This is a genomic window from Gilliamella sp. B2923 (assembly GCF_026536565.1).
Classification (GTDB): Bacteria; Pseudomonadota; Gammaproteobacteria; order Enterobacterales; family Orbaceae; genus Gilliamella.
Genome location: NZ_JAFNNZ010000003.1, coordinates 50,336 through 64,541 on the forward strand (window position 1 = coordinate 50,336; position 14,206 = coordinate 64,541).

12 protein-coding genes are annotated in these 14,206 nt (G+C 37.4%); 4 read left to right on the top strand and 8 right to left on the bottom strand.

Annotation, left to right across the window (positions count from 1 at the left end):
- Window positions 1-45: 45 nt before the first annotated feature.
- From dhaL to J3U42_RS04880, 7 genes are all read right to left on the bottom strand, one after another.
- Window positions 46-708, bottom strand: coding sequence for a dihydroxyacetone kinase subunit DhaL (gene dhaL, locus J3U42_RS04850; protein ID WP_267335794.1), 663 nt, complete (start codon window positions 706-708; stop codon window positions 46-48).
- Between the two features lie 15 nt (window positions 709-723).
- Entirely contained in the window at window positions 724-1,725 is a 1,002-nt protein-coding gene (locus J3U42_RS04855) for a dihydroxyacetone kinase subunit DhaK (RefSeq protein ID WP_220219384.1), read from the bottom strand.
- 36 nt (window positions 1,726-1,761) lie between these two features.
- On the bottom strand, window positions 1,762-2,109 hold the full coding sequence (locus tag J3U42_RS04860; protein WP_220219383.1) for a Lin0368 family putative glycerol transporter subunit: 348 nt from the start codon (window positions 2,107-2,109) through the stop codon (window positions 1,762-1,764).
- Window positions 2,110-2,134: 25 nt separating this feature from the next.
- On the bottom strand, window positions 2,135-2,608 hold the full coding sequence (locus tag J3U42_RS04865) for a Lin0368 family putative glycerol transporter subunit (RefSeq protein WP_220219382.1): 474 nt from the start codon (window positions 2,606-2,608) through the stop codon (window positions 2,135-2,137).
- A 15-nt stretch (window positions 2,609-2,623) separates the two neighbouring features.
- On the bottom strand, window positions 2,624-3,007 hold the full coding sequence (gene dhaM, locus J3U42_RS04870) for a dihydroxyacetone kinase phosphoryl donor subunit DhaM (protein ID WP_220219381.1): 384 nt from the start codon (window positions 3,005-3,007) through the stop codon (window positions 2,624-2,626).
- Window positions 3,008-3,666: 659 nt separating this feature from the next.
- On the bottom strand, window positions 3,667-5,214 hold the full coding sequence (locus tag J3U42_RS04875) for a hypothetical protein (protein WP_267335796.1): 1,548 nt from the start codon (window positions 5,212-5,214) through the stop codon (window positions 3,667-3,669).
- Between the two features lie 597 nt (window positions 5,215-5,811).
- Window positions 5,812-7,347: a hypothetical protein gene (locus tag J3U42_RS04880; RefSeq protein ID WP_324169859.1), complete on the bottom strand. Its 1,536-nt coding sequence runs from the start codon at window positions 7,345-7,347 to the stop codon at window positions 5,812-5,814.
- A gap of 414 nt (window positions 7,348-7,761) precedes the next feature.
- On the opposite strand from J3U42_RS04880, the gene J3U42_RS04885 reads away from it, so the two are divergent.
- Entirely contained in the window at window positions 7,762-7,929 is a 168-nt protein-coding gene (locus J3U42_RS04885) for a hypothetical protein (RefSeq protein WP_267335800.1), read from the top strand.
- A gap of 138 nt (window positions 7,930-8,067) precedes the next feature.
- Here J3U42_RS04885 and J3U42_RS04890 read toward each other — a convergent pair whose 3' ends face one another.
- The gene (locus tag J3U42_RS04890; RefSeq protein ID WP_267335802.1) at window positions 8,068-10,044 is read right to left on the bottom strand and encodes a TonB-dependent receptor domain-containing protein; all 1,977 of its coding nucleotides are present in this window, start codon (window positions 10,042-10,044) and stop codon (window positions 8,068-8,070) included.
- A gap of 169 nt (window positions 10,045-10,213) precedes the next feature.
- On the opposite strand from J3U42_RS04890, the gene J3U42_RS04895 reads away from it, so the two are divergent.
- From J3U42_RS04895 to J3U42_RS04905, 3 genes are all read left to right on the top strand, one after another.
- Window positions 10,214-11,140, top strand: a complete 927-nt coding sequence (locus J3U42_RS04895; protein WP_267335804.1) for a siderophore ABC transporter substrate-binding protein — start codon at window positions 10,214-10,216, stop codon at window positions 11,138-11,140.
- A 334-nt stretch (window positions 11,141-11,474) separates the two neighbouring features.
- Window positions 11,475-12,791: a 30S ribosomal protein S12 methylthiotransferase RimO gene (gene rimO, locus J3U42_RS04900; RefSeq protein WP_267335806.1), complete on the top strand. Its 1,317-nt coding sequence runs from the start codon at window positions 11,475-11,477 to the stop codon at window positions 12,789-12,791.
- Between the two features lie 9 nt (window positions 12,792-12,800).
- On the top strand, window positions 12,801-14,189 hold the full coding sequence (locus J3U42_RS04905) for an MATE family efflux transporter (RefSeq protein ID WP_220219375.1): 1,389 nt from the start codon (window positions 12,801-12,803) through the stop codon (window positions 14,187-14,189).
- Window positions 14,190-14,206: the final 17 nt, after the last annotated feature.

The window sequence follows — 14,206 nt, forward strand, 5'->3', positions numbered from 1 at the left end:
CTCACATTTCATCATCCAAAAATTGAATGATGATTAATACATTGCTTAGGCATTTTGTTGATTTTCTAGTTTTAATTGCTCCAAAAATTGATTTATGATCATCCACGATGATTCAGAACCGGCATCACGATGACCGATCGCCCTTTCACCTAGTCGCATTGAACGCCCTTTTTTAGCTATCAATGCAATGGTATTATCTGACCCTTTTTTCATTTCATCTACGCAGGTTTGTAGTGTCTTTATCGGATCGTCCCCTTCCTGATAATTTTTTAATACATCTAACCCGGGGATCAGGGCATCGACCATGGTTTTATCACCTACTTCGGCCTTGCCTCGAAACTGTACCGCTTCAACGCCGTCTTGATACATTTGACAAAATTCTTTAAAGGTGACCTCTTGTTTTCCAACGGTATGAGTCGCCATTTTCATAAAGAAACTGCCGTATAAAGGCCCTGATGCACCGCCAACTTTACTTAACAAAATCATGCCGACCTTTTTCATCAATTCAGCAATATCCGCCGTTGTTTCAGACAGTGTCGGTAACTGTTTTTCGACCTCCCGAAAACCAATGGTTAAATTAATACCATGATCACCATCACCGATATCGGAATCCAATTTACTGAGATGATCACGATTTTGTTCAGCCATTTCGGCAAGTTTTTTAAATGTTTCGATAAAATAGGACTTGGTTAGCATCAGCGCGCTCATTTCTACTCTCCTTGGTTATTTATAGGCAACTTTGAAATACGGGGTGTCACATGGATGATCTAATAACTGCTTAAGTTCATCATCGAGTTTAATGACAGATATAGACATCCCCACCATATCCATGGAAGTGACATAATTGCCAACCAATGGGTTGTAAATTTTAATGCCCTTTTGCGCCAATAGCAGATGAGCTTTACGATAACAGACATACTGATCCATTAAAGCTAATCCCCCTAGCCCATTAATGAGTAATTGGACTTCATCACCTGATTTGAGTTGGGAATCTTGTAAGATATGATCAATGAGTTGACTAACAACATAATCGGCTTTTTCAAGTTTTGTTCTTTCAATACCCGGCTCACCATGAATGCCCATACCAACTTCCATATCACCGTCTTGCATTTCAAAAATCGGCTCGCCAGTTACAGGGAGTGTTGATGATGAAAGCGCTACACCAATTGAATAAGTATTGGCATTTGCTTTTTGGGTTAATGCTTTAACTTTGTCGAGATCATATCCTTTAGCTGCGGCGCTACCGGCAACTTTAAAGACAAAAACGTTACCTGCCACACCACGACGATCGGGTATGTTTTTAGAAGAATAGATATCATCGGTTGTGGTGACTGTTTCAACACGAATACCGTCTTGAGCAGCGAGTTCAGCGCCCATATCAAAATTCATTACATCTCCGGCATAATTGCCGTAAACAAACAAGCAACCTTTACCGGCATCAACCGCTTTAACCGCTTCATAGCAATATTCTGGCGAAGGTGAAGTATTGACATTGCCCACTGCTGCTGCATCAGCAAAATCTTTACCGACATAACCTAAAAAAGCCGGTTCATGACCTGATCCGCCGCCGATGATAATTCTGACTCTTGGTTCAGCGCTTATCTTTTTACTGACAATAACCCGATCACAGTCATCTTTAAGCTTGACATAATCACTGTGCGCTAAACAGTAGCCTTCTAACATCTCTTCAACGACATCATAGCCATCATTAATTAATCTTCTCATTACACTACCTCTACCTTTTTACTTTTAACCTAACACTTAACCTACCAGGAAAAGTGATAACACATATCCACCGACAATACCTGCACTCACAGCAGCGACGATATTTTTAACTGATTTACGTTTGCTTCCACCTGTTAACGCCGAGGCAACCCAGACACCGACACCTGCCGCAAGTCCCTGATCGACCCAAACTGATCCACTTTGGGTAATCATCGGCGTTGCAATACCATGATTAATGCACCAAACTGTGCCAACAATAAAGGCTGCGGCCATCCAACCACCAATTGGACCCCAATTATCAACCATTCGCCCCCACGCCATTCGGATGACGAAAGGAAAAATAAATCCCCCAATTAATGTTGCAATCGCTAATTTTATTGACATGATTCACTACTCCTTATTCGGTAACTTATCTCTTCTTTTGAAAAACTTTGATTTGTTTATTGCGCAAAATCTTCTCTTTTGCCTCTTTCAATTTTTCAAAATCAGTGCGGCGTAAGCCTGGCTCTCTTGGATTTTCATTAGTAAACTCTTTCTTCTTCGCCATGTCTTTTTCAATATAGGCTGCGGTAATTCCCCCTAAAGTTGCTCCGCAAGTCACCAGAATGATTGTTGGCATTGAAGATACAAACGCTTCTCCACCTTGAATAAAGGTATCTCGCATAATCCCGCATACAGCAATCGCAAGCCCCATATCAACAAAGGCGGCATCATCTTCGTTGCCGGTTAAATTAATGTAGTGATTCATATACCACATAGGTCCAATGATGATGACTGCCGCTAAAAATCCACCAAAAATCCCGTAAGTCCCTAATTGAGACCATACCGACATAACGATCATTCCAGCAATACAATAACCAACAAAACTACGAAAAAATTTCATCGCTATGCTCTCTTCTTAAATATTTTGTAATTCAGCTAAAATACCTTCTACATCGTCATCTACCATGGCTTGTATAGACGCAACAAACGCCCCTTCTACCAAAGGCGCATCGACTAAAGTCACTTTACTTTTGAGCTCTTCATCTTCGATTAGGTCAATAGCGGTTTCAGTACTTAGTATCGCACTGCCAATATCAGCAAAAATTAGGATGTTTTTGTGATTTTTAGATTGTTCAATAATGTTGTAAATCGCAACTGCATCGGTTCCCAAACGTCCGTCATCAGTTCCGCCTGCGGAATGAATTTCTACATCTCCGGTTGAATCAACCATCTCTTCTATCATCTCCTTTAAACCATCGGTAATTTTTCTACTATGCGATACTAAAACGATACTAACCATGAATCCTCCGAACAAATGTTTGCCTAATAATCTTTTGTTCAATTATATCGAATAAAGTTTTGGCGAAAATGGTTTTATAATAAATTTGTGACTAAGATCTAAATATTTATTCATTTTGTTTTTCAGATGAAAATCACGGTGAAAATGCCAATAGTCAAAATTTCACTATTGTTATTGTGATCTTTTAACAAAATGAACGCTTTTTAAAATGTCATACAAATGTTCATAGCATTGACTTAATAACAACAAAAATCGCCCTAATGGATTGGGTCATGTTAAAAAACAAAGTGATAGACACTTGTTTATCGTTAATCGACAAAGCAATGCACTGATTTTTGAGAAATGAAAACAACCCATCAAAATATGAACAGATCGCTTTTTGTTTGAGTTTTTTAGCGAATATCGCCAAATAGATACGTCTTTAATAATCAGTGAAAAGAATGTAGGTTGAAAGCGTTTTAAGCCGATAAGACCACTCATCTAAACTGTTTATTAATTTCATTGATGATTTTGCAATGTTTTGGTTGCTATCAGAAAATCATATTGCTTAACGGTTTTTGATTTGAAAGGGGATTGCAGCAATATTTAAATAAAACCAACGCTATTAAAATAACGTTGGTTTGGGATGAATTATTATTGAACGATGAATGGTTTAATGTTTACCAAACTTCTTTACACACCTCATGTACCGTAGAAAAAGGAACTGCTGTCCACTTGTTACCTACAACTTTATGCACGCCACTGTTTAACATAAATACCACATGATGCGTATTGCCATTATCAGTGGTATCGGACACCCATGCATGTCGTTGTGATGTACCATTGACTAATCCTGAAGTGAGGAAATCGGATTTAGGATAATATTCTTTTACCACTTGCCCCCATTCGCCATTTAATCCACCGTCAAATTTTCTGGTCATGGCAACGCCGTGACCGAGATTCCCACTGTCAGCTGTTGGGTCTAATGCTTGCGGGGTATTATTCCAATCGGCGATAGTTAACTGATTTTGAATGCCACCACATAGATCTTCAGAATACTCATTGGTTTCTCTTACATATTTTGCCCAGAATTTAAGATCCGTCCAAAATACGATTCTATCTTCTATACCCTTGCTATCTTTTGGCCAAATAAAAACTTGAAATGTTTTTCTTTGTGGCTTCGCGTTAAAGGTGACTACACCAAGTTCATTGACAGATATATTATCATCATCGGTTGAAAACAGATAATCTTGCTGATCGTTACTCAGCCAAAGTTGAAATGTTGCACCTTTGAAAGCAGTTTTAGGAAATTTATTATTATAACCATTATTATTTAAGAAAAATCCTAATTCCGGATGCCACTGAGATTGTATATATCCACCACCGTGTTTTGTATTTGGCGTTGCACTGATATGATCACTATTCCAGCCATAACCATAAGGCATATCACCGTCATATTGAATCCATGACCAATTTTTGCTACTCATCATAGGGTTAGGTCGGGCGTAGCAAATTTGATTAATGGATGATTTAAAGATATATTCTTGCTTAACATCAGCATAATCAATATTCGATTCAAAAGGCAAGCCGTATTGGGTTGCCGCTTTTATATTTTTGATTGAAAGCACTAATTTATAAGGCGCACGGCAAGGTTCCATTGTGTTATTTAATTCATTTTCCGGCACCTGCTTATACCGACTATCACCTAGCCCGTTTCCACCCGGAAGGCTGTAATACCAAGTGGCAGACAATACCCCCTCCGGTATCCCCTCATCACCGTCTTCATCGAAAATCGTCACGCCTAAATTTTCTGCAATATCGGATAATTTAACTTCTTGACCATTGGCTTCAATAATAAGTTTATTATCTTCGTTTGAATCTTGCTTAGCTGGCAAAACCCATTTGATATCGTTATAAGTGGTTGACGGGCTGATCTTAAAATCTTGAATATTGCTTTGACTATCTCGTAACTGCCCGTTCGGCATACTTACAATACTGAGTTTTTCGGCGAAAGCCGATGAATCAACTATCTCACCATTGATTGAGATACTCGGGGAATGACCATGAATTTTTTCGATCGTTGAAATCGAAAATACGGCATTGGCGCAATTGACATAACCTAAAACAAAAACAACAGGCAAATAATTAAACAAATTTACTAATTTATTGTTTTTTAACACCAGCAATAAACTAATACCTCTCTTAATTAAAATTGATATCCAGCTCAATTTGGCTCTCCTTATAAGTCCATTTTTTATAACAAATTATTTTCATAATAATTTAAATGCCTTTTGGGATATTTTTGTTTTATAGTTACATTAGCTAAGCTAGTAATTATTTGTACTAATTGATTAAATAAATATCACTTCTCTAACATTAAATATCTAACTTGATATCTAAGACATTTTGCGAATTATCGTTCTAATTTTTTAAGCAATCAATATGGTGATTATGGCGATTGATCATCAAATATACAGGATGATATTTAGACGATTAAAAAAAATGGACGGGCTTTTTTTAGAAATTTATAAATCTTTTACGAAAATTATTGATTAATATCATTTTAATTCATTTTTTCCAAATAAAATCAATCATTAAAACGATAGAATTTTTATTCAAAACACTTAAATATGTTTTACCTATTAATTCAATATCCAGAATAAATGAACATTTATTAGTTTAATCACATCACTGTTTTAAAAATGCAAATAAATGACTTAACTTATTGAAATATTGATGATATCTAAGATAGATTTGTACACCAACGCTATCGAAATAACGTTGGTGAGATAGGAATGATTATTGAGGAAAGAATGATTTTATGGTTACCAACGCTCTTTACACACTTCGTATACCATAGCAAAAGGAACGGCTGTCCATTGTGTGCCTTGGACTTTATTTACACCACCATTTAACATAGTGACTACGTTATGTATAGAGCCATTCCCATTGGTATCTGATACCCATGCATGTCGTTGCTCTGTACCATTAACGAATGCTGAAGTTGGAAAATCAGAATTAGGATAATATTCTTTTATAAGTTGACCCCATTCGCTATTTAATCCACCATACGTTTTTCTTGTCATGGTCACGTTAGTCGCCATGACATTGTTATCAGTTGCTGGATCTAATGCTTGCGGGGTATTATTCCAATCAGCGATGGTTAACTGATTTTGAATGCCCCCACACAGATCTTCAGAATACTCATTGGTTTGTCTTACATATTTTGCCCAGAAGTCAAATGCTGACCAAAATAAAACCCTATCTTCCAGACCTTTAGCATCTTTTGGCCAAGCAAAAATTTGAAATGCCGCTCTTTTGGGCTTAGCGTTAAAAGTTACAATGCCAAGTTCATCTATCGATATATTTTCATCATCGGTTGACCACAAATAATCTTGCTGATCATTACTCATCCAAAGTTGGAAAGTTGCACCTTTAAATATGGTTCTAGGAAATCTATTGTTGTAATTATCTTCCAATAAAAATCCTAATTCTGGATCCCATTCTGATTTTAAATATCCGCCGCCGTGTTTTGGATCTGGCGTTGAACTTATATTACGACTATTCCAGCCATAACCATATGGTTCATCGCCGTTATATTGCGTCCATGACCATCTATTGCTATTCATCATTGGGTTAGTTCGGGCGTAACAAATTTTATTAATCTTTGATTTAAAGACATATTCTTGTATCACATCCGCATAGTCAATTTCAGATTCTGACGGCAAGCCATATTCGGTTTGGGCTTTAATATTTTTGATTGATAGCACTAATTTATAAGGCGCACGGCAAGGTTCCATTTTGCTGTTTAACTCACTTTCAGGCACCGGTTTATATTGAGCCTCACCTTTTCCTTTTCCACCTGGAAAGCTGTAATACCAAGTAGCAGATAATACCCCTTGTGGTACCCCTACATCACCGTCTTCATCGAAAATACCGACCCCTAAATTTGCTGCAATATCGGATAATTTCACTTCTTGACCGTTGGCTTCAATGATAATTTTATTATCTTCATTTGAATCTTGCTTAGCGGGTAAAACCCATTTGATATCGTTATAAGTGGTTGACGGGTCGACTTTAAAATCTAGAATGTCGCTTTGGCGATCACGTAACTTACCGTCTGGCATGCTTACCACAGTTAATTTATCGGAAAATCCGGATGAATCAACTAACTCATCATTAATGGCAATAGCAGGGTAATGCCCATGAATTCTTTCGAGCGTTGAAATCGATAAAACGGCATTAGCGCCATTGATATGACCTAAAACAATTAATGCAGTCAAACAATGAATTTTTGTGTTAAATTTATTGTCAAAAGATTGAGATAAGAAGTCTAAACCCCTTTTAACAATTGGTGACATCCAGTTCAAGTTTGCTCTCCTTATAATTATAATTTTCTAAAACAAATAATACTGATAGTGTTGTTATGTCCTTCAGATATTTTTCACAATTTAGCTTACTAAACTGGTTAACAACTAAACTCAAAATGGTTAAGTAAAACTCACTGATTTAAATTAAGTTTCTAACATCATATCAATAGACACTGAGCACATTATCGATCGGATTAATCGATCAATCAATGCACTATTAATGGTGATTGACTATCAAATGTACAGATCAGTTTTTCAACAGCACAAAAATAAAAATGAACTTGATTAATTTTTTTCAGAATAAAAATTCATATCTTTATGATTTGTCATTACTTTATCTTTATTTTTTAAGAAAATTGCCTTAATGCCTAACTAAAATATTTTTCAAAATAAAGCTGCTTATTCATGTTATCTATTGAATTAATAGCCAAAAAAATAGGCTTATTTGACTATTATCCGGCAAAATTTAGGGAAAAAATCGAAGATAGCGAGCAGAAGTTTTTTCAAAAAAAGTGGATTATTTGCCAAAATTGCCAAGTTAGCAGTTCTTCCATTGCTATCCCTATCCCTTAAACTTAATCAGGGCAAATTTAGAAAGTTTAGCTTGTCGAAAAGATAACAAATTGAGGTTGATTGAATGCTTTGTTAATCGTCATTGAGGCGAGATTTCATCAAGTAGTTAAAAAAGATAACTACTTGATGAAAAACTAATTAGAAGTTAATTTCAGCGCCGACAAAATAGCGTCGACCTTCTAATGTTTTACCATAATCTTGATTGCTGACATCTTTATCAAACAGATTATAAACACCGGCAAACACTTTAGTACTTTTATGCACTTTATAAGCCGCGCCAATATCCCAGAAAGTGTATCCCGGGTATTCAATCTTTTTACCGGTACGGTTAGTGGTGCTTTCTACACCGTAGTATGCCATTTTAGCCCATAAATCCCATTGTTCTGTGGCGTTCCAGTCAAGTTGAGTATTGAACTTTTGTTTAGGCGTACGATTTAATGGTTTACCTTTATTTTTACCGGTCTTTTGTTCGGTCTTCGTCCATGAATAGTTCGAACTTAATAAGAAGTTGCCAAATAATGGTGTTTTAAAGGTCAATTCCAATCCTTTAAGATCGGCTTTATCAACGTTTTCACGCCCTTGAACAAAATCAAATTTTTCTCGATAGCCATTGATTTGACATTTACGCGATCCTGCTTCACCACGGCAAATATAATAGGATTGAATTTTATCTTTATATTTAGTGTAGAACGCTGTTGCCGACGCATCCACACCATAATCATTGGTATAACCTAAGCCAATTTCGAAATTTTGGGTTTTCTCAGGTCTCAAATCCGGGTTACCCATAATCATTCCTTTATTACCGGTACCGGAACCGCCGGTCACTTGTCCCCAATCAGCAACAACTTGACGCAATTGTGGGGCGGCAAATCCTGTTGAATAACCGCCTTTTAAAGTGAAGTTATCATCGATATTCCAAACACTATAAATACGTGGATTCCAGTTACTGCCATAATTCTCATCTTTATTAAAACGTAATCCAAAGGTGAAACTTAAATTATCTAAAACCCGCACCTCATCTTCGGCAAATAAAGCGTAGTTCCAACGGTCAATTTTAGTTAATCGAGTATTTAATTGGTTACCTTTATCATGCAACTCTTGATAGTTATACTTTCCACCGACAGTTAACATATTAATTGAAAACGGAATGGTTATTCGTGTATCGGCATCGGTATTTCGAATCTTCATTTTTCTTTCAGGATTGTTGTTGCCTTCATAAGCCACAAAGCTTGTGGTGGAGATATCGCCAAACATGCCGTTATGTGTTAAAGCAAAGCTGCTTCGATGATTATCACGTGGGAAGTCGCCTCGATTAGTTGGGCGAGTTTTTCCGGCACTGGCTTTACTTTTTTGTAAAGAACGACCAAAATCCAAATCAAACCTTTGGGTATCGCTGGCATTTAACGATAGCTTACCATTCAAACTTTGTAACTGTTGCTGTGCATGACCATTGAGAAATTTATCTTCATGCCGTTTCGAATATTGGCCGTAAAGTTGAATACCTAAGATATCTTCAATAATGGGTCCCATTGTTGAAAAACTGGTTACATAGGTATTTTTTTCGCTTGAACGATACGGTATAACAGACTCAAAACGTAATCCGGCATGCCATTCATCCGAGACTTTTTTGGTGATAATGTTAATTACCCCACCCATCGCATCAGATCCATATAATGAAGACATTGGACCCCGAACCACTTCGATGCGATCAATAGCGGTTAACGGCGGCAACCAACCTTGCTCAAAACCCGAATTATCGCCATTTGGTCTGGTCTCACGAGTACTGATTTTTTTACCGTCAACGAGAATCATTGTATATTTTGAATCCATACCACGAATACTGATATCGGTAGAATCACCACCGCCAGTAATTGTAACGCCGGGAATATCTTTCAAGGCATCTGTTACATCTCGATAAGGTTTGTTGCTAATCTCTTCTGGTGTAATAACCGATATCGTGGCTGGCGCTTCCTTGACTTGTTGAGCAAATCCCGAAGCTGTAACGACCATAGTTTCAGTTTCAGAATTGGTGTCGGCCATAGCAGCACTTGACAATAATAAAAGGCTAGTGTTAATGACGTGAGTCGCTAACTTCAATTTTCGCTTTATCTCCATTTTTTATAACCCCATTATTTATAATGATATTTTAGACTTCCCCTCAGGTAACACTACAGTAAATGAGAATAATTATCAATATCTTTAATAAAAATTATTTATTAGTAGACAAAGAGCAATTTTTTAAATAATAATGGTTATCATTTTTATTTGCAGAAAGGAAATTATCATGAACAGAAATAAAAAACTACTTTTAAGCACGCTAGCTGCTGTGATTTTAGGTCTTACAGGTTGCCAATCAACCTCAAAAATGAATGTGGTAGTCGATAATAATAGTATCGAAGTGCCTAAATCACCTAAAAAAGTGGTGGTTATGAATTATGGTGCTCTTGATACTTTAGATGCATTAGGTAAAGGCTCAATAGTTACCGCTGTACCACAATCGGTGATCCCTTCTTATCTACAAAAATATAATAATAATGGTATTGCTGATACCGGCAATATGAAAGAACCCAATATAGACGCAATAAAAAACCTTAAACCCGATTTAATTATTATTGACGGTCGACAAGCCAGTAAAGATGCCCAATTAAGACAAATTGCCCCTGTTCTGAATTTAAGTGTTAATGCCAAAAATTACTATGATTCCACCCGAAATCATATCTATGCGTTAGCCTCTATCACCGGCACAGAAAGTAAAGGTAAAGCGATCATTGAGTCGCTGGATGTTAAACTTCAACAAGCGCAAGCAATCAGTCATAATAGCCATAAAAAGGCCATTGTTGCTATCCATAATGACGGAAAAGTAATTCTTATTAATAACAGTTCAAGCGCAGCCCTTATTCATGATGTGTTAAACGTTAAACGTGCTGTTCCTGCGGAAAGTAACAAAATCACACAAATTGGCGAAAAACCTAAACCAGTATTTATTGATAATAACTATATAAAATCGGTTAAACCTGACATTATTTACGTTGTCGATCGCAGTAAAGCAATTGGTAATACAGCGATGAAAGAGAACTTTTTCGATTCAAAAGTGCTGAAAAATAGTAAAACACAAGTTGTTTATTTAACACCTGATCTTTGGTACCTATCCGGTGGCGGTGCAGAAAGTTTAGAGCGCCAAATTGACGAAGTTATCAATGGTCTAAAATAAATCTTATATAAAAGCATGATGATTGCAGTTTGTATCTTATCCTAACTCCACCTGCCCTCACGTACGTGAGGGCTTTATTATTATCCTCAAACAAGATTGACTGATTAAATACATCTATATTGGTGATTGATTGTTATTTGCTTGCACAATATAACAATCAAATCAACTGAAAATTCTTAACAAATGAAAGCAAATCAAAAATCGCTGTTTCAACAAAATTCAAATGTGATAAAATGCCGTCGTTTTTTTAATAATCAACATTAAGCAGTAAAAGTTTATTAATTCTCAACTTTATACCCCTTAAATATTTAACACTATTATAAATACTATGAATATGTCATCCCCTACTATTGGATTTGTGAGCCTTGGTTGTCCTAAAAATTTAGTTGACTCAGAGCGAATTTTAACCGAATTGCGCACGCAAGGTTATCGTGTGGTACCCAGTTACGATAATGCCGATTTAGTGATCGTCAATACCTGTGGTTTTATCGATAGCGCGGTACAAGAATCGTTAGAAGCGATCGGCGAAGCATTAAATGAAAATGGTAAAGTCATTGTAACCGGCTGTCTTGGTGCGAAAGAAGATCAAATACGTAATGTTCATCCGAAAGTGTTGGAAATATCTGGTCCGCACAGCTATGAAGCGGTACTGACTCATGTCAATAAATATGCACCAAAACCGGCTTATAATCCCTTTACCAGCTTAGTGCCGGAGCAAGGTGTTAAATTGACACCTAAACATTATGCCTATTTAAAAATATCTGAAGGCTGTAATCATAGCTGCACCTTTTGCATTATTCCTTCATTGCGGGGCGAAATGGTCAGTAGACCAATTGGAAATGTGCTTGATGAGGCAAAAAGATTAGCTGAAAGCGGCGTAAAAGAGTTATTGGTTATTGCTCAAGATACTTCAGCTTATGGAGTTGATATTAAAAATCGCACCAATTTTTGGAACGGCATGCCTTTGAAAACCGATATCCAAACTTTGTGTGAGCAGTTAGCTACGTTAGGCATATGGGTGAGACTGCATTACATGTATCCTTACCCTAGCGTCGATAATTTAATACCGTTAATGGCTGAAGGCAAAATCTTACCTTATTTAGATGTGCCACTGCAACATGCCAGCCCAACCGTTTTAAAATCGATGAAACGACCGGGAACCATTGACCGAACGCTTGAACGAATACATAAATGGCGAGATATTTGCCCCGATATAACATTACGTTCAACTTTTATTGTCGGTTATCCGGGTGAAACCGAGCAAGACTTTGAGTTACTGCTCGACTTTTTAACTAAAGCCGAACTTGATCGGGTGGGTTGCTTTCCTTATAGTCCGGTTGAAGGCGCACAAGCCAATGCGCTCGCAAATCAGATTCCGGAAGCGATCAAACAAGAGCGTTTTCATCGCTTTATGCAATTACAACAAACTATATCAAGCAAAAAACTTCGTAATAAAGTTGGTCAAACATTATCAGTTATCATTGATGAAGTGGATGCCGAAGGTGCCATTGGTCGCAGTATGGCAGATGCACCCGAAATTGACGGTGTTGTTTATCTTAATGATGAAAATAGTGTTAAAGTGGGCGATATTGTTCAAGTTGAAATTGAACACTCTGATGAATATGATCTATGGGGAACTGTTAAACAGTAAACAAAACAAATGAAGCTACATTATCGACACGAAATTAAACATATCATTACACTTGCAATACCGGTAATGATTGCCCAAATATCACAAACCGCCATTACGTTTGTTGATACCATTATGGCTGGCAACTATAGTAAAACGGCGCTATCTGGCGTCGCCATTGCTGTCTCTATTTGGCTGCCGACAATCTTATTTGGGCAAGGGTTGCTCACCGTTTTAACCCCTATCATTTCAAACTTAAATGGTGCTGCTAAGCGTAATTTGGTCGCTGACCACACCCGTCAAGGTGTGGTTATTGCACTGATTTTGTCGGTAATGATGATGCTGATTTTATATCACTCCGATAAAATCATCAGCTTAAGAAGCTCAGCTGAGCACCCTATTGATCCGCAAATGGTCGAGGTTGCTGTCTCATTTTTACGCGCCATAATGTGGGGCGTTCCTGCATTCTTGCTGTTTTTAGTCTATCGTAACCAGTGCGAAGGGCTGTCCAATACTAAACCGGCAATGGTGATAATCTTTATTGCTTTGCTTGCTAATATTCCAATCAACTACATTTTAATTTACGGCAAGCTAGGTTTGCCGGCTTTTGGTGGTGTTGGATGCGGTATCACGGCGGCAATTATCTTTTGGTTGATGTTTATTTTAATGCGCCTTTATACTTTAACTACAGCAAGCCAAAAGGATATTCGTAACACGCCTGTCACTAAACTGGTCGACTTTGCGATCATCAAAAAAGTGATTGTGCTGGGCACGCCGTTGGCATTGGCGTATTTCTTTGAAATGAGCTTGTTTGCGGTTATCGCCCTGTTAATTGCCCCACTGGGGCAAATAACGGTAGCTGCTCATCAAATTATCTTCACAATCAGCAGTTTAACTTTTGCTATCCCTTTATCACTTGGGGTTGCAACCAGTATTCGTGTTGGATATTTACTGGGCAAACAAAAGCCTTCATTAGCCAAACAAACCGCTTATATCAGTCTGGCAATTTCATTTGCGATAGCCGTTGTTGTGGCACTGATTTTAGTGATCTTCAGAACGCCAATTATCGAATTGTTTACCAAAGAGACGGCGGTTATTGCTATTTGTATGCACCTGATTATTTTATTAGCCATTTATCAAGCTTCTGATTATTTGCAAGTGGTAGCCAGTAATGTGCTTCGTGGTTATAAAGATACCCAAAGCATCTTTTTTATTACTCTGCTCTCTTATTGGGTTGTCGGCTTGCCAGTTGGATATATTTTAGCTTTGACCGATCTGGTTATGCAGCCATTGGGGGCTGCCGGTTTTTGGATTGGGATTATTTCCGGACTGGCAGTTGCTGCGGTACTCCTGATTGGCAGAATGATCTATCTACAAAAACAACCAACCGAATTGATTTTAAAACGGGCTTCAAAATAAGCCCATAATAGCCTTAA